The sequence below is a fragment of the Tenericutes bacterium MZ-XQ genome (assembly GCA_002838205.1).
Classification (GTDB): Bacteria; Bacillota_I; Bacilli_A; order Acholeplasmatales; family Acholeplasmataceae; genus Mariniplasma.
In genome coordinates this window covers 794,004-811,865 of the sequence record CP017950.1, presented here as the reverse complement: position 1 = coordinate 811,865, position 17,862 = coordinate 794,004, and the positions used below count along the sequence as shown (strand labels likewise).

The window sequence follows — 17,862 nt, the reverse complement described above, 5'->3', positions numbered from 1 at the left end:
GAGGCATGAAATGGGTATAGCAAAAATAAAACTAATTGATATCACTTCAAATACTGCTAATTTAGATCCCGTTTTATCAAGATTCGTCGACTTAAGAGAATTTCATCCGGTTTTAGCCAGTGAAATCTTAGAGCGAGTACATGGTTCAACATCTTTTGTTGCTGAAAATCCATGCCAACCACTATTACAAGAGTTAGATGATATTGAGAAAAGATATGATTTAAATCTTCCAGATACTGAGGTTAGAGACTATAATTATGATTTTAGTGAAATGTATGATTATATGTCCCAAATCAAAGAAAGTTTAAGTGAAGAAGTAAATCGTATTAAAGAGTTAGAGGATCACATTAGGAAATATAAAGATGCACTCATTCAAGTGAGACATATTGAAAGTTTAGATATTCCACTTGATGATTTGTTTGCATGTGAGTTTATATCAATTAGGTTTGGTAGACTTCCAAATGACAGTGTGGAAAAACTTAGATTTTTCCAATCACGACCGTTTGTATTTAAGTCATTTAATACAGATTCAAACAATAGCTGGTGTATGTATTACACAACTGATGAGTATAAACGTGAAGTTGATAATATATTTTCATCATTATTCTTTGAACGAATATTTATTCCTGATTTTGTACATGGACGACCTAAGGAAGCCGCTAAAGCTTTAGAAGAAGAAATTAAACAAGCACAAAAGATGATTGATAATTATAAATATGATATTTATGATATCTCTTGTGGATGTAGCAATCGACTTTCTTGTATAAAGTCTGAGTTGTTGTTCTTAAATAGAACATTTGAAGCAAAAAAATATGTTGTCGGACTTGGAGATAAATTCACAATATCCGGATTCGTTGAAGATCACAATGTTTCAAGAGTTCAAGCAGCTTTTAAAGATATGAAAGATACTGTTGAGATTGAAGTACAGGAAGCAGATAGTGATAAACGTATTACACCACCTACGAAATTAAAAAATGGCTGGTTTTCAAAACCATTTGGATTGTTTGTGGAAATGTATGGTTTACCTGGATATAAAGATATAGATCCAACACCATTTGTCGCAATTACTTATTCATTACTCTTTGGAATGATGTTTGGTGATTTAGGACAAGGACTTGTTCTAATGCTTATCGGCTGGTTACTTTATAAGTATAAAGGCATGAGACTTGGTGCAGTTGGTGTGAGAATCGGATTATCCTCTGCGATCTTTGGACTCATATATGGCTCGGTCTTTGGAAATGAAGAGATACTTAATCCAATGTTCCATGCTTTAGGTTTTGCTGAGAAACCAATACATGTCATGGATTCAAATTTTACAATGACATTGTTGATTACTGCTATTGGTATTGGCGCAACACTTATTTTAATTGCAATGATTTTTAATATCATAACATTAATCAGGAAGAAACATTATGCAGAACTGATTGCATCACATAATGGGCTTGCCGGATTTATGCTATATGGATTTATTCTAGTTGGTGTTGTTTTACAGATGGGACTTTTGATACCAGTATTTAACACAATAACTATATTAATTTTCATTGGTATTCCGATGTTACTCATTTTCTTTAAAGAACCTATTGAAAGAAAATTCCATGGACATAAGATGTTTCCAACTGGATTTGGAGGATTCTTTGTTGAAGGATTCTTCGAACTGTTTGAAATCGTCTTGTCTTATGTAACCAATACAATGTCATTCTTGCGTGTTGGAGGATTTATACTATCCCATGCTGGTATGATGCTAGTGGTCATGAGCCTGATGGAAATGGTCGGAGGAGCGGGAAGTATTGTGGTCCTTATCTTCGGTAACATATTTGTAATGGCTCTTGAAGGTATGATTGTTGGTATTCAAGTACTAAGACTTGAATTTTATGAAATGTTTTCTCGTTATTACGAAGGTAATGGCGTTGCGTTTGATGCTTTAAATCTATAATTATTGGAGGAATAGAAAGATGTATTTAAATTTAATTGAAATTATATTACCATTATTATTAGTTGTTTTAATTACTTTACCACTAATCAAAGTGTTTAAAGGTGAAGTTAGTGCGAAATCTGCGAAAAGTAGATTGATAACACATATCGCTGGGTTCTTTACAGTCATCGTATTTGTACTTGTGATGCAAATGGTGATTAGCCCTAGAGTGTTTGCTGCTGAAGATACTGGGGCTTCATCGATTGTTGGAACCATGGCTCAAGGTTTAGGATTTTTAAGTGCTGCACTCGCTACAGGTATGTCAGCTTTAGGTGCAGGTATTGCCGTTGCTGCAGCTGCTCCAGCAGCTATTGGGGCATTTTCTGAAAATGAAAAGAACTTTGGTAAATCATTAATTTTCGTTGCACTTGGTGAAGGGGTTGCGATTTACGGATTACTTATTTCAATCTTAATTATTAATAACTTAGGATAATTTAGAGAGAAGGATTTTTATGAAATTTTTCTTATTATCGGACAATACAGATAGTCTTGTGGGTATGAGACTTGTTGGCATTGACGGTGTTGTAGTTCACGAAAAAAAAGAGTTTTTAAGAGCATTAGAAGATGCGCTAGAAGATCCATCAATAGCGGTTATTTTAGTGACGACAAAACTTGTTGAACTTGCACCTGGTGTCATTTCAGAGTTGAAACTGACCCAATCAAGACAATTGATTGTCGAAATTCCTGACAGACATGGTGGAGCGGGTATTGGTGAAGCGATTGACCGATATGTTTCTGAAGCCATAGGCGTCAAGTTGTGAGGTGAGGACATTGGCATATTATAATGAAGACCAGCTTTACCGTTATTTTGATAAGGCTATTAAAAAAGAAGCAGGCAAAAAAATCGATCAACTCAGAAAAGAAATCGATTATTTGTATGCAAAAGAAATGAAAAAGATCAAAGAAGAGCTCATATTAAAGAAAAATCTTGAGTTAAATAAAGCACTTAGAGAACTTCAAGTTGAGTATCAAGATCAAATTAACCAAATTGGTGTTGGTTTCGATGAAAAACTAATTAAAGAAAGAACATTTATGGTGAACTTTATTTATCAAAGTGTCTTACTTAAACTCGGTGATTTCATTCAAACAAAAGACTATGATCAATTGATGGCAAAAAAAGTTGAGGATATCAATCAGTTTGTAAAAAACAAAAAAGTAATTTTTAATGTTTCTCCAAATGATGAGCGTATATCTAAAGTGATTGAAAAAACAATGACTTCAAGTTATGAAATTAAAGTTTCACAGCATATCCACTTAGGTGGCTTTTTAGCTGAAATACCTTCAGATAAAATAGAAGTTGATGAAACACTAGATACGAGATTTAACGAAAGAAAAGCATGGTTCTACAAGAATTCTAAACTTTTCATCAGACGATAGGAGGTAACCATGACAAACAATCAAATTTATTCGATTAACGGTCCTGTTGTTACCGTAAAAAACGCTACTGTTTTTCAAATGCTAGAAATGGTATATGTAGGAAAACAAAAGCTTCTTGGTGAAGTGATTTCTATTAGTAAAGATAAAACAACTATCCAAGTTTATGAGGATACAACTGGACTCATTCCTGGGGAACCAGTATTTTCAACTGGAGAACCCATATCAGCATTACTAGGACCGGGTTTATTGACCAATATTTTTGATGGTATCGAAAGACCACTTAAAGATATTGCTGAAAAAGAAGGCATTTATATTCCTACTGGTAGTGATGTTGAATCACTTGATCGCCATAAACCTTGGGATGTAAAACTTACAGTAAAAAAGGGTGATCACATTAAGTTTGGTGATATATATGCAACCATCCAAGAAACACAAATGATTGAGCATCGTTTAATGGTACCAGAAGGATTTGATGGTAAAGTTGTAGATGTTAAAAAAGATGGTACATATAAACTATATGATGTGATTGTTCAGACAGAAGATATGTATGGAAATATCCATGAATTATCACTTTGTCAAAAATGGCCAATTAAAACGCCAAGACCTGTAAAAAAACGTTTAACACTTTCTAAGCCTTTAATTAGTGGACAACGTGTTATCGATACACTTTTTCCAATTGCTAAAGGTGGAACAGCTGCTGTTCCGGGTGGATTTGGAACTGGTAAAACAATGATGCAACACCAGTTTGCTAAATGGTGTGATGCAGATATCATTGTTTATGTTGGATGTGGTGAACGCGGAAATGAGATGACACAAGTTCTAGAAGAATTTAGTGAACTTATTGATCCACGCACCAATAAACCATTATTAGAAAGAACAGTACTCATTGCAAATACATCAAATATGCCGGTTGCAGCGAGAGAAGCAAGTATCTATACTGGAGTTGCAATTGCAGAATACTATCGTGATATGGGTTATCACGTTGCTGTTATGGCTGATTCTACATCAAGATGGGCTGAAGCATTAAGAGAAATTAGTGGACGTCTTGAAGAAATGCCTGCAGAAGAAGGATTCCCAGCTTATCTTCCTTCACGTATATCTCAGTTTTATGAACGTGCAGGATATATGGAGACTCTAAATCATAAAGAAGGGTCAGTAACCATTATTGGTGCTGTATCACCTCAAGGTGCAGATTTTTCTGAACCAGTAACCCAGAACACAAAACGATTTGTTAGAAGTTTTTGGGCGTTAGATAAACAATTGGCATATGCTAGACATTATGCAGCAATCAACTGGAATACAAGTTATTCTGAGTATGTATTAGATTTGTCTAAATGGTATGATCAACATGTTGGTTCATCATTCTTACTTAATAGAAAAGGCATTATGTCTTTACTTGCAGAAGAAAACAAATTATTAGAAATTGTTAAACTTATTGGTGCTGATGTATTACCTGATGATCAAAAGTTAGTGATCGAGATTGGTAAAGTGATTAGACATGGTTACCTACAACAAAACGCTTTCCATAAAGATGATACTTATGTTCCACTAGAAAAACAAAATCATATGATGGAAGTCATTTTATATCTATATCAAAAAGCTAAAAACTTTGTTGATGAAGGTAAATCATTGAACTTATTAACAGAAACGGGTATTTTTGATCAAGTCATTAAAATGAAATACGATGTACCAAATGACAAATTAGAGATGTTTGACCAATATTTTAAAAATATTGATAAAATCATCAAACGTATTAAATAAGGAGGGATCGAATTGAATCTCCAATATATAGGGTTAGATGAAATTAATGGACCCTTAATCTTTTTAGATGATGTTGAAGGTGTTGGATTTGAGGAAATGGTTGAAATTAAGTTATCAAATCAGTCTTCAAGATATGGTCGTGTTGTTCAAATCGAAGGGAAAAAAGTTGCTATTCAAGTCTTTGAAGGTACTCAAAATATTTCTCTTACAAATACAAAAACAAAGTTTCAAGGACATCCAGTTGAGATGGCACTTTCTAAAGAAATTTTAGGAAGAACTTTTAATGGTTCAGGTCGTCCAATTGATGGACTCGGTGAAGTTTATATCGACGAAACGAGAAACATTAATGGTCATCCATTAAATCCAGTAGCAAGAATTTATCCAAGAAACTATATTCAAACAGGTGTTTCAAGTATTGATGCACTGACAACACTTATTCGTGGACAAAAATTACCAATCTTCTCAGGATCTGGTATGCCGCATAATGAACTTGCTGTTCAAATCGTTAAACAAGCTAAGATTGCTGAAGAAGAAGGCGATAATTTTTGTATCGTGTTTGCAGCGATGGGTGTAAAAAATGACGTAGCTGATTATTTTAGAAGACAATTTGAAGAAGCTGGAGTCATGCATAAGGTTATTATGTTTTTAAACCTTTCAAATGAACCAATTATTGAAAGAACACTAACACCTAGATTCGCATTAACTGCAGCAGAATATTTAGCATATAAGCATGACATGCATGTATTAACCATTCTAACTGACGTTACATCGTATTGTGAAGCTTTACGCGAGTTCTCAAGTTCTAAAGGTGAAATTCCTGGACGTAAAGGATATCCTGGATATCTATATTCAGATTTAGCATCTTTATATGAGCGTGCAGGTATTGTTAACGGGGCTAAAGGGTCAGTGACTCAAATTCCAATTTTAACGATGCCTAATGATGATATTACGCATCCAGTACCTGATTTAACGGGATATATCACAGAAGGACAAATCGTATTAAGTAGAGATTTAAATCAAGTTGGAGTTTATCCACCTGTTGGTGTACTACCATCACTTTCAAGACTGATGAAAGACGGCATCGGTGATGGATATACTCGAGGTGATCATTCAGCTGTTGCTAATCAACTTTTTGCATCATATGCACAAGTACAAGATGCAAGAAGTCTAGCATCTGTTATCGGTGAAGATGAGTTAAGTCCAATTGATAGACAATATATTGAATTTGGTAAATTGTTTGAAAAACACTTTTTGGATCAAGGATTTGAAACCAATAGAAACATTATTGATACACTTGATCTAGGATGGGATTTATTATCTGTTTTACCAAAAGAAGAATTGCATCGTGTCGATGAAGCATTATTAAAAGACCATTATAATCATCAACGTGCCGTAGAAAGATTCGATATCATTAATAAACCAATCATCCGTGAACTTAGAGGAGATGAACGTTATGAATGATCAAATATTTCCAACTAAGGGAAATTTGATGACGTTACAAAAATCTAATGAGCTTGCTAAAAAAGGCTTTGAACTCATGGACAGAAAAAGAAATATTTTGATTCGAGAAATGATGAGTATGCTTGATGATGTTAAACAGCTTCGTGATGAGATATCGACAACTTATGCAAAAGCTTATCAAGCATTGCAAGAAGCAAATATCACTTTAGGTATTGTTTCTGACATTGCAAAATCAATCCCCATTGATTCTGGATTAAGTGTGACTTATAGATCAGTCATGGGTGTTGAAATCCCAAAAGTATCTCATGAATATCAACCTGTAAAGATTACTTATGGTATTGGATCAACCAATACGAAGTTTGACTATGCATATAAGATGTTTCAAAAAGTTAGAGACTTAACAGTTAAACTTTCAGAGATTGATAACGCAGCATATAGACTCGCCAATGCGATAAGAAAGGCACAAAAAAGAGCGAATGCCTTAGAAAACGTTGTGATTCCTAAATTTCAGGCAAATATTAAGTATATTACTGAAGTATTAGAAGAAAAAGAACGTGAAGCATTTACTAGACAAAAAGTGATCAAAAACAATCAAGACAAAAAGAAAAAACAATTAGAGAATAACCTATGATATATCGTTTTGAAATAAGAACCTATAACATAGGTTTTTATTTTGTAAAAAATGCATGATGCAACCACGAGTTGCCTAGATTTTCCTCATAGTTTTTGATATGCTTAGAAGTAAAGAGGTGCTTATGATGAAATTAAATGAAAAATTAAAAACTTTAAGACTACATTATGGGTATAGTCAACAAAAACTAGCAGAAAAAATGTATATTTCAAGACAGGCAGTAGCAAAATGGGAAAGCGGGGATTCAATTCCAGATTATGAGCATTTGAAAAAGATTGCTGAAATATATGAGATAAAAGTAGATGACATGATGGATGAAAATATGGATGTGTTTTCTTCTCTTGAAGAAAAACAAACTATGAAAATTACAAAAGTGCTTATTTTCTTATGTATGTCATTAGGTATTTTAATGAGTGTTCTAACGTTTACTAGTCATCTTGGCTTTATAAGATTCTTTATAGTGCCAGGTATGCTACTTATGATTACACTTACAATAGTTGGTATTTTCTCTTATGCAATTAAGACAAATGACTATTCCATGTTAGCAGGATTTAATGAGAAAAAAGAGTATAATTACCCACAGTTAAAGAAAATGATGTTAACCATAGAAAACATGATTCTTATCTCAGCAATGATCACTTTATTGCTATATAGTTTGAATTTTCTGATTGAAGGACTATCAGATACCGCATTTAATGTGATATTGCTGTTGACTTTCTGTTTCAATATGATTGTTTGGATAGCTGTGATTAATAAACGATACAAGTTAAGAATATATAAATGAATGAATTAATGAAAAGAAAAAAACAATGTCATGCTTTACTTAGCATCAGACATTGTTTTTTTTCTTTCTTTTTTTTCTGGAACAGGATCATATTTAGGTTTAAATAGTGGGTTACACGTTAAAACTCTTTTTGTAGTTAAAAAAGAAGCCTTCACAAAATTGAATCGTTGATAAGCTGTTTTTGCATATGCACTACATGTAGGCGTATGTCTACATTTATGATTCGAGTGTGGAGAGATATCTTTTTGATACCATTCAATAAGCTTTATAGCTGTTTTATTCATAAAATCACCATACATATTATATCACTTATCTATGATTATGTTAAATTTTCGATTTAGGGTTCCTTACTGTATAATCTTTAAATTTTTTATGCTATAATAAACATATAGAAACTGAAAACGATTACAGGAGGTAAAAGATGAAGGAGTATACCACCAAAGAAATTCGCAACATAGCCATCTTAGGGCACCAGGGCACTGGTAAAACGACAATGTCAGAGTCATTATTATTTGTATCTGGCGGTATTGATAAAAAGGGAGAAGTTGAGCGTAAAAACACTGTTTCTGACTACTTAGTAGAGGAACAAAATAAGCTTACAAGTTTATCATTAAGTTTAATTCCAACAGAGTGGCAAAACTATAAACTTAATTTCCTAGATGTTCCAGGAAGTGATGAGTTTGTAGGAGACTTAAATCAAGCACTTGAAGTAGTAAAAGGCGCAATCATTATGATTGATGCATCTAAAGGTGTTGAAGTTGGTACTGAACGTGTGTGGCATGAAATAAGAAAACGTCATATACCAGCGATCTTATTCATCAATAAGATGGATAAAGAAAATGTTAAGTTTGAAGAAGTATTAGAAGAAATCAGAGAAAAATTAGGTAAGAAGGCAGTACCATTTGCTTGGCCAATTGGACATGACGAAAACTTTGAAGGCTTTGTCAACGTTGTGGACATGAAAGCTAGATTATATGATGGCGAAAAATGTGTAGATGCTGAGATTTGGGAAGAAAAACGAGAAAAAGTTGATGAACTACATAATCTTATTATTGAAAGTGTAGCAGAAACTTCAGAAGAATTATTAGATTTATATTTATCAGGAGAAGAAATTCCTGACGCAAAAATAAAAGAAACATTACATCACAACATTATTGAAGGTGAATTAACTCCAGTAATCGTTGGTAGTGCAACAAAAACAATCGGTATCGAAACTTTATTTAATATGCTTGTTGATTATTTACCTGCACCAGATGAACTTACACCACTTGAAGCAATCGATCAAAAGACAAAAGAAAAAGTGACTCGATTGACTCACGATGACGAACCATTTTCTGCATATATTTTTAAAACTGTTGTAGATCCATTCTTGGGTACTGTAAACTTAATCAAAGTGAATTCAGGTATTCTAACACTTGGTCAAGAAGTTTTAATTCCAAACACAGGAGATACTAAAAAGATCTCTAATTTATCTGCAATTAAAGGTAAACAACAAATCGAACTACAAACATTCCATGCTGGAGATATGTGTGCTGTAGCAAAAATGGAAGGTTTAGAAACTGGATTTACATTAACTGATCCTAAATATCCAATTATGTATGAACCAGTTAAACAACCAACACCAGTTATTTATATAGCTGTTCATCCAAAAAATAAGAACGATGAAGATAAAATCTCTATGGCACTTCATAGAATTAATATTGAAGACCCAACATTTGAGATTAAGAGAAATAAAGAAACTGCACAGTTACTTTTAGGTGGTCAAGGTATGACACATCTTCAATATGTTTTAGAACGTATGAAGAACATGTTTAAAGTTGATGTCGATATTGAAGACCAAAAAATTGTATATAGAGAAACAATTAAGAAATCAGTTCAAGCAGAAGGTAAACATAAGAAGCAATCTGGTGGAGCAGGTCAGTTTGGACATGTGTGGATTCGCTTTGAACCATCTACTGAAATATTTGAGTTTGCTGAAGATGTATTTGGTGGCGCTGTGCCTAGAAACTTCTTCCCTGCAGTTGAAAAAGGTTTAGTAGAAACATTTGAACATGGTCCTCTCGCTGGATTCCCTGTGATAAACGTTAAAGCAACCCTTTATGATGGTTCTTATCATCCTGTTGACTCAAATGAAATTTCATTTAAATTAGCTGCAGCATTAGCGTTTAAAGATGCAGTTAAAACATGTGGACCAACAATTTTAGAACCGATTGTTAAAGTAGAAGTTACAGTTAAAGATCAATATGTTGGAGACGTCATGGGCGATATGAGTAAACGCCGTGGACACGTCTTAGGTATGAATCAAGCAGATGGATTCCAAGTCGTAGTAGCGGAAGTTCCAGAAGCAGAAATCGTTTCATATGCTATTGACTTAAAAGCTATGACTCAAGGTAGCGGTTCTTTCACACGTGAGTTTGTAAGATACGATGAAGTGCCTGCACAATTAATCGATAAAATTATCGAAGCTTATAAAAAGTAAAAATGACAAAGCCCGCCTAATATGATTAGGAGGGCTTGTTATGTTTTGTGAGGTATGTAATAAAAAGATAACTACAAGAAGAAGCTTGTTTAATATTTTTAAAGTAGAGAGACATCATATATGTGAATATTGTTATCAAAAGTATCCTTTAATCATAAAAAAAAGTATGATACCTGTTGATGGAGGTGAAGTCATATGGTTGAGCTTGATCCAAACATCTGAGCATGTATCACCGTTAGCACACATGTCATTTTATAAACCATTTTATATTGAGTATTTAAGACAAAGAAAAGATCAAATTATCTTAATCTTTGATAAAATCTCAGAAGATTGGGTTACATTATTTGACAAAATGAAGCTTGGTGATATATACTTACTAACACTTTATGATATTATAGAAAAAAAGGAGAGTTACTATGAAATTTGAAGTCTTAGGTAAAAATGGATTTAATCCAACTCATGCTATTAAAGCATATGCTCAAAAGAGATTTGAAAAGGTCGTATCCTTTTTTGGACCAGAAGTTGTTGATGAAATTAGAGTTGTATGCAAAGTTTACAAAGATCATCACAAAGTTGAAGTTAATGTCTTTTCCGGAAAAACGATTGTAAGAGCTGAAGTATCTGATGAAGATATGTATGCTGCAATCGATAAAGCTAATGATAAACTGGTATCTCAAATTCGAAAACACAAAGATAAATTAAAGAATCATCTTGAAAAAGAAGGTATTAAACAAGCATATAGTCAAGAGTTTGATGCTGAACAGTTAGAAAAAGATATTTTAGCTGCTCAACTTGTTAAAAATAAAAAAATTGATTTAAGACCAATGACATCAGAAGAAGCGATAGCAGCAATGGAATTATCAGGACATGACTTTTATGTGTTTTTAGATCAAGAAAGCAAGAAAACAAATGTTGTTTATAGAAGAGATGATGGAGATTATGCAATCATCGAAACACAACCCATTTAAGGAAGCGAAAGCTTCCTTTTTTTTATGCATTTTCCGCATAGATTTTTATGAAAACGTTATTATGAAAAAAATGTAACATTTTCTTGAAAATTACATTTAAAGGCGTATAATAAGGTCGGTTGATGTCCAAGTCACTAAATAAAAGGAGATGATGAGACCATGGACATATATATTTTTTTGTTTTATTTATCAATTACTTTGCTAGCTGGATTCGTGTTTGGAAAGCTTGCAGAACTTGCTAGAGTACCAGAAATTACTGGTTATATTATTGCAGGTGTATTTTTAGGACCTAGTATTTTTAATGTTTTAAGTTTTGAAGCTTTGGGAAGTTTCGATATTATTACTAACTTTGTATTAGGTATTATTGCCTATCAAATAGGAACAGAACTTTGGATGCCAAAGGTTAGAAAAAGTGGTAAGTCGATTGTAACGATCACTTCAGTACAAGCAATCGCAACAGCTTTAATAGTCTTTGGAGTCATTTATTTAATTGATGGAAGATTATGGTTGGCACTAACTTTATCTGCAATTGCAACAGCAACTGCACCTGCACCAATCATGGTTATTGTTAAGAAACTAAGAGCAAAAGGACCTGTAACAAATACAGTGATTCCAGTTGTAGGTATTGATGATATGTTTGGGGTCATTATCTTCGGTTTATTTACAGCAATCGCGGTTGCAACCATTGGTAATGAAGCATTAAGTATTCATAATGCTGTGATTGAACCAGTCATTGAAGTTTTATTATCTGTTGGTGTTGGATCTGCATTTGGATTATTATTAGGATTTGTATCAAGATTCTTTATTCACAGATTACCGAAAACTGAAAAGTATATCGCTTATCTAGTCTTTTCATTATCTAGTGTGTTACTAGCAGTATTTATCGCTCATACATATCATTTATCAATGATTTTAACACCTATGATGATTGGTATGGTATTTACGAACTTCATTAAAAAAGAACCATTTGAAATCCAGGGTGCTGCATTAAGCAATTTTAGTGGACCACTTATTATTATATTCTTCACATTAGCTGGTGCACAATTATCATTATCAGTACTTAAGAGTGCAGGATTTATTGCAGTGCTATATATAGTTTTTAGAACCATTGGTAAGATTGGTGGTGCCTACTTAGGTGCAGTGATGGCAAAATCACCAAAAGTTGTTAGAAATGCAACAGGATTTTGTTTGCTTCCACAAGGTGGTGTTGAGATTGGGATGTTAGTTGCTGTTTCTTCAATCTTCCCAAGTGGAGAAGCAATCTTTATTAAAACAATTGTCCTTGCTGGAATCTTATTCTTTGAGATTGTTGGACCTATTATATTTAAGTTTACTTTAGAGAAGGTTGGAGAATCAAGACTTACAGAACATCATCAAGAAGCAGTTATTACAGATGTAAAACAACTCCAAGAAGCATAAAAAATAAGTCAGTTCATTGGTGAACTGACTTTTCTTTTTAACTATTAAACATAATTTTTTCAGAGTTGAACATTTTTGTAAGACCAAAGACACCTACGATAACAACACCAAGATTTATCATAATAGTAACTACTAAATGGGTTACATTTACTTCAAGACTCAATATTGCAGTAATACTTTGTACAGAGTTATAAACTGGAATGAGATAGGATGTAATGTTTCCACTGGAAATACCTAGCATCGAAGAAATACCAACGAGCATATTAATAATCATTAAAGGTACAGCTAATGCAGAAGCTTCTTTGATTGATTTTGAGTAAGCAGATATGATGGATAATAAAACAACGTATATGAATACTGTAGAAACTATAACAATAAATAGCAATATATATGTGTTAAGATTATACATATTTGTTGATAAATTTTGATCTCCCATTAACTTTGGTATGGATAACATGAGTCCAGTGAAACTGGATGCTGCACTAACCAATGTAACAATACTCAATGAAATTACTTTTCCTAAAGCAATTTCACTTTTCTTAGTTGGTGTTATTAATAGAGTTGCAATTGTACCTCTTTCTTTTTCTCCAGCAATAGATTCTGCAGATATACTCATAGCACCACTAAATAAAAATGTGAGTAATAAGAAAGGAAGTAGAGAGGTGATGATTTGGATTGAAACATCATCTTCAGTAGCAAAATTATAAATCGTATCTGCTCTTTGGTTGATATCAAACTTGTTTGAAAGTTGTGACTCTAATTGATTGAATTTTTGTAGGTATGAACTATATAGAAATGAAGATTCAGTTTTTGTTGAGTTGTAGTAAATCTCAACAAGTGGAGCTGTCCCTTGACCAACTTCATAGTCTAGCATTTTTGAGTAAAAGTCAGTTTCATAAACAATAATTAAGTCAATCTCTTTTTCAGATAATAAATCCAATTGAGTGTCATCAAGTGTATCTTCATGAGATATGTCTAATTGAAGATTAGGGAAATGATTGATATCAGTAAGCTCACTTGGTTCGTTTATGATTTGAACTTGGTAAATGTAATCTTCATCAACACTATTTATTCTAGATGTCATATCACCCATGAAAGAGTATAAAATAAATATGAGTAAACCAGGTAGAAGAAGTGATACAAGCATTCTACGATCTGTAAAAAAACGTCTGAGTTCTTTTTTGATAATTGTTAAAATATTTTTACTCATTTAAATCACCTCTTTTTTCATGGTAAAGTTCAAAGAATAATGGCTCAATACCTTGATTTTTCAGGATGTTAGATAAGGTATCTTCAAAAGTCATCTTCCCATCAATGATAATACCTACGCGATCACATAATTTCTCTACAAGTGAGAAGATGTGTGTCGATAAAATAATAGTTTTGCCTTCTTTTTTAAGTTCAATAAGAAAATCAGTGACTGTTTTTGCAGTGATGATATCAAGACCATTCGTTGGCTCGTCAAAAATGATAATATTTGGGTTATGAACAATCGAAATAACTAATGATATTTTTTGTTTCATTCCTGTTGATAAATCTGATATTTTAACCTCTTGAAATTCATCAATCCCAAATCGTTTAAACATTTTTTCTTTTCTCTCTTGTGAAACTTTTTCATCAACGTGATGCAGCCTAGCAAAATAGTCATACAAGTAGTTCGGTGTAAAAAAATCTTCAAGTTTCAGTTCACTTGTAAGAAAACCGATCTTGCTGTGTACCAAGTCTTGATCTTTAGTGACTGAAATACCATCGATGATTGCTTCGCCTTGATCCGGTTTAATCAAACCAGCCAAAATTCTAAGAGTAGTTGTTTTACCGGCTCCATTAGGACCTAAAAGACCATATATCTCACCTTGATATGCACTGAAAGACAAATGATCTACGGCAATCTTCTTCTTAATATTTGTGTTTTGAATCTTTTGTTGCTTTTTTGATAAATGAAACGTTTTGACTAAGTCTTTAACTTCTAATAATTTTTCCATAGTTTCTCCTTAATTAGTATTTTCTTTTGTATATAAATCCCATAAAAAATAGGAATAAGCCTTCTACGAGAAGCATAGCCGCAATGCCAACAGAAAGTATATATGTATCTTCAAAGAAACCAAACATGATGACTAAGACAGTACTAAATGCGATGTGAAAATAGTAACCTGCACTCATTTGTTTTTCTTTAATCATAATTACTCTCTCATCAGACTCATTGACTTTCATTTTTTCTATGTATTTAGGACTTGCTAAGACGATGAGTGAGAATAAAGTCACTGTTATACCAAAGGAAAGTGTAAATCCTTTTAGATAATCATTGAGAAAACCTAAGTATAAGTTTAATGCGAAAGTAAATATAGATAATAATCCAATAAATAAAACAAACGTTAAATAACGCTTTACAAAACTTTTTTTCATTTGTCAATCTCCTCTTCATAGGTAAAAATGTCTTCAATCTTTTGATTAAAAAATATTGCAATCTTAAATGCCAATAGGATAGAAGGATTATACTTACCTTTTTCTAGAGAATTAATCGTTTGTCTAGAAACTTTTAGATGGTTTGCAAGATCCTCTTGGCTGATATGTTTGTTTTTTCTAAGTTCTTCTAACTTGTTTTTCAATTTATCACCCCTGTAAAGTAAGCTTTACATTACTATTATATACACTTTCATCGTAATGTCAAGCATACTTTACATTTTTCTATAAAAAAAACTTATCCAGTTGTGGATAAGTCTTTTAAAGTTTACTTGATTATTATTTAGCTGCTTTAAAGTATTCAGCAACTTGATCCCAATTGACTACATTAAAGAATGCAGAAATATAATCAGGACGACGGTTTTGATAGTTTAAGTAATATGCATGTTCCCAAACATCTAATCCTAATATTGGTGTGCCTTGATCAAGTGGTGTATCTTGATTTGGTGTAGACACAACTTTTAATCCTTCTTTAGTAACAATTAACCAAGCCCAACCACTACCAAATCGAGTAGCAGCTGCATTTGAGAATGCTTCTTTGAAGGCATCAAATGATCCAAAAGCAGCATCGATAGCTTTAGCAAGCTCACCTTCTGGTTTTTGGCCATTGTTTACTTTTAAAATTGTCCAGAATAACTTGTGGTTATAAAAACCTCCACCATTATTTTGAACTGCACCACGAATGTCTTGTGGTACTAAAGTTAAATCTGCAAGCACTTTTTCAAGTGGCATATCAAAATCTGGATGTTTAGCTAAAGCATCATTCAGTTTATTTGTATAACCTTGATGATGTTTTGTATAGTGGATTTCCATAGTTCTAGCGTCAATAAATGGTTCTAATGCATCGTAAGCATAAGGTAGTTTTGGTAATTCAAATTTCATATAAATTCCTCCTCGTTTTATAGTTTCATCTTACATGATTTTATGTATATTTTCAAATCTTATGCTTCAATTGATTAAAAATCATATAAAAAGCAATTAAATGAATTATAAATAAGAATTGACTTTTTCTTCATCGATATCAATGAACATAGTTTTCTGGTTTTTTAATAAAACTTTATAACCAGGAACTTTAGGGATTTTCTTTACATTCTTAATTTGTGTGTAATCAACAGGAATGGATGAAGAATATCTTAAACTTGAAAAATAAGCAGCAAGCATAGATGCCTTTCTAATTATCTTTTCATTTAAGGCATGAGTTTTAACAATGAGATGACTACCTGGTGCATCTTTCACATGAAAGAAGTAATCGTCTTGTCTAGCTAGTTCATGTGTCACATATTGATTTTGCAAACTATTTTTCCCAATAATATAGACAGCATCATCATCGTTAATTTTTAAGATATTTGGAGATTGTTTTTTCTTGAATGTTTGTTTTTTCTTAGTCTTATATCCGTATAAAATGAGATCATTTTCTAAATCGATGATGTCTTCTTGCGTGGCAAATGACAAATATGTTTCAAATTCTTTAAACAATTCAACCAAATCACTGGTTTCTTTGATTTGTTCTTCGATATGAATGAGTCCTCTTTTAGCTTTTTGATAAGATTTAAAATATTTTTGAGCATTTTCATTAAGCGATAATGTAGGGTCAAGAAGAACCTCTTGACCATAAACATCGATACTTGATAATTTTTGATTAAGATTTTGTCCTGATTGATAAATTAAATCACCTGAAATTTTATCATTGAGTTGATCCTTAGTCTTGTTAAAACTTATTTCTAGTTGACCAAGTTTTCGAAGATACCTTTCTAGTTGTTTCTTAATAAACAGGTCATAGGATTGCTTATATTGTGTATTGATGATTTCTTGATCATCACATAATTCTGATAAAGTATCATAGTATTTTTTTTGATGTTCACTTGGAAAAATATCAAAAAAATAACCTGTGTTTTTCGTAATATCTTTTGTAGGCTTAAAAGGTAAATCTTCTATTTGTATATGATGCTCAAATAAATAGGTTGCTAGCTTCATTGATACTCCCATATAGCTTTGAGATATTGCTTTAGGTGAATCAATTAAAGTGTAGTCAATAGAAGTAAAAGGCTTTTTATCAGAAGGGAAAAATTCAAATACAGCTCCGGGTATTAACTGTCTTCCAGTCTCGAAAAACATTTTCTTGTATGTATCAACAATCTTACCATCATGGATTAAAATCAAGTTTGAATGTTTGCCCATGGCTTCAAAAACAAGTGTTTTTTGAATGGGACCATCGATAAAGTCATAAACTGTAAACTGAAATAAAACAACACGATCCGTTTGATATTGTTCTATGCTCTCTAAAATGCCGCCCTCTAATTGTTTTTTTAGTGTTAATAAAAATTGTGTATGTTCTTTATTTGGATTTTTTTTACTTGTTAAATATGTCGAGAAAAAATTAGCATTTAAATCAATAATCAATTTGAGTTTTTCACCCTTGAAATAGAATTGAAATAAAAAGGATTCACTAGTGACATGACTAATCTTCTCAAGTCTGGCTTTATTAAGTTTTTTGTCGAGCTCTTTCACAACTCTTTGTATAAATGCTCCATCTATAATCATAATCCACCT

At 32.4% G+C, this 17,862-nt stretch carries 19 protein-coding genes; 12 read left to right on the top strand and 7 right to left on the bottom strand.

The window, feature by feature from the left end:
* Window positions 1-10 precede the first annotated feature (10 nt).
* From BK011_04020 to BK011_03985, 8 genes are all read left to right on the top strand, one after another.
* On the top strand, window positions 11-1,933 hold the full coding sequence (locus BK011_04020; GenBank protein AUD64880.1) for a V-type ATP synthase subunit I: 1,923 nt from the start codon (window positions 11-13) through the stop codon (window positions 1,931-1,933).
* 19 nt (window positions 1,934-1,952) lie between these two features.
* The gene (locus BK011_04015; GenBank protein ID AUD64879.1) at window positions 1,953-2,405 is read left to right on the top strand and encodes an ATPase; all 453 of its coding nucleotides are present in this window, start codon (window positions 1,953-1,955) and stop codon (window positions 2,403-2,405) included.
* A gap of 19 nt (window positions 2,406-2,424) precedes the next feature.
* Window positions 2,425-2,733 (top strand): ATP synthase subunit F, encoded by a 309-nt coding sequence (locus BK011_04010; protein AUD64878.1) that lies wholly within the window; start codon window positions 2,425-2,427, stop codon window positions 2,731-2,733.
* A gap of 10 nt (window positions 2,734-2,743) precedes the next feature.
* Complete coding sequence (locus BK011_04005; protein AUD64877.1) at window positions 2,744-3,349, top strand: hypothetical protein; 606 nt, start codon at window positions 2,744-2,746, stop codon at window positions 3,347-3,349.
* Between the two features lie 9 nt (window positions 3,350-3,358).
* Entirely contained in the window at window positions 3,359-5,110 is a 1,752-nt protein-coding gene (locus BK011_04000; GenBank protein ID AUD64876.1) for a V-type ATP synthase subunit A, read from the top strand.
* A gap of 12 nt (window positions 5,111-5,122) precedes the next feature.
* Window positions 5,123-6,571, top strand: coding sequence for a V-type ATP synthase subunit B (locus BK011_03995; GenBank protein AUD64875.1), 1,449 nt, complete (start codon window positions 5,123-5,125; stop codon window positions 6,569-6,571).
* The gene (locus BK011_03990) at window positions 6,564-7,202 is read left to right on the top strand and encodes a V-type ATP synthase subunit D (protein AUD64874.1); all 639 of its coding nucleotides are present in this window, start codon (window positions 6,564-6,566) and stop codon (window positions 7,200-7,202) included. The genes BK011_03995 and BK011_03990 overlap by 8 nt, the downstream gene beginning before the upstream one ends.
* Before the next feature lie 124 nt (window positions 7,203-7,326).
* Window positions 7,327-7,986, top strand: a complete 660-nt coding sequence (locus tag BK011_03985; protein AUD64873.1) for a hypothetical protein — start codon at window positions 7,327-7,329, stop codon at window positions 7,984-7,986.
* Between the two features lie 35 nt (window positions 7,987-8,021).
* Here the strand turns inward: BK011_03985 and BK011_03980 are convergent, their stop codons facing one another.
* Window positions 8,022-8,270: a membrane protein insertion efficiency factor YidD gene (locus BK011_03980; GenBank protein AUD66142.1), complete on the bottom strand. Its 249-nt coding sequence runs from the start codon at window positions 8,268-8,270 to the stop codon at window positions 8,022-8,024.
* Window positions 8,271-8,407: 137 nt separating this feature from the next.
* Between BK011_03980 and BK011_03975 the strand changes: the two genes are divergently transcribed.
* From BK011_03975 to BK011_03960, 4 genes are all read left to right on the top strand, one after another.
* Window positions 8,408-10,465: a translation elongation factor G gene (locus tag BK011_03975; GenBank protein AUD64872.1), complete on the top strand. Its 2,058-nt coding sequence runs from the start codon at window positions 8,408-8,410 to the stop codon at window positions 10,463-10,465.
* 40 nt (window positions 10,466-10,505) lie between these two features.
* Entirely contained in the window at window positions 10,506-10,892 is a 387-nt protein-coding gene (locus BK011_03970) for a hypothetical protein (GenBank protein ID AUD64871.1), read from the top strand.
* On the top strand, window positions 10,882-11,433 hold the full coding sequence (locus BK011_03965) for a ribosomal subunit interface protein (GenBank protein ID AUD64870.1): 552 nt from the start codon (window positions 10,882-10,884) through the stop codon (window positions 11,431-11,433). The genes BK011_03970 and BK011_03965 overlap by 11 nt, the downstream gene beginning before the upstream one ends.
* Window positions 11,434-11,592: 159 nt before the next feature.
* Entirely contained in the window at window positions 11,593-12,852 is a 1,260-nt protein-coding gene (locus BK011_03960) for a hypothetical protein (GenBank protein ID AUD64869.1), read from the top strand.
* A gap of 37 nt (window positions 12,853-12,889) precedes the next feature.
* On the opposite strand, the gene BK011_03955 is transcribed toward BK011_03960, so the two are convergent.
* The 6 genes from BK011_03955 to BK011_03930 form a co-directional block, all read right to left on the bottom strand.
* Window positions 12,890-14,062: a hypothetical protein gene (locus BK011_03955; GenBank protein ID AUD64868.1), complete on the bottom strand. Its 1,173-nt coding sequence runs from the start codon at window positions 14,060-14,062 to the stop codon at window positions 12,890-12,892.
* Entirely contained in the window at window positions 14,055-14,834 is a 780-nt protein-coding gene (locus BK011_03950; GenBank protein ID AUD64867.1) for an ABC transporter ATP-binding protein, read from the bottom strand. Before BK011_03950 ends, BK011_03955 begins: the two co-directional genes overlap by 8 nt.
* A gap of 13 nt (window positions 14,835-14,847) precedes the next feature.
* Entirely contained in the window at window positions 14,848-15,255 is a 408-nt protein-coding gene (locus BK011_03945; protein ID AUD64866.1) for a hypothetical protein, read from the bottom strand.
* The gene (locus BK011_03940) at window positions 15,252-15,458 is read right to left on the bottom strand and encodes a transcriptional regulator (protein ID AUD64865.1); all 207 of its coding nucleotides are present in this window, start codon (window positions 15,456-15,458) and stop codon (window positions 15,252-15,254) included. Before BK011_03940 ends, BK011_03945 begins: the two co-directional genes overlap by 4 nt.
* A 133-nt stretch (window positions 15,459-15,591) precedes the next feature.
* Window positions 15,592-16,194: a superoxide dismutase gene (locus BK011_03935; GenBank protein AUD64864.1), complete on the bottom strand. Its 603-nt coding sequence runs from the start codon at window positions 16,192-16,194 to the stop codon at window positions 15,592-15,594.
* Window positions 16,195-16,299: 105 nt separating this feature from the next.
* Complete coding sequence (locus tag BK011_03930; GenBank protein AUD64863.1) at window positions 16,300-17,853, bottom strand: hypothetical protein; 1,554 nt, start codon at window positions 17,851-17,853, stop codon at window positions 16,300-16,302.
* Between the last annotated feature and the right edge of the window lie 9 nt (window positions 17,854-17,862).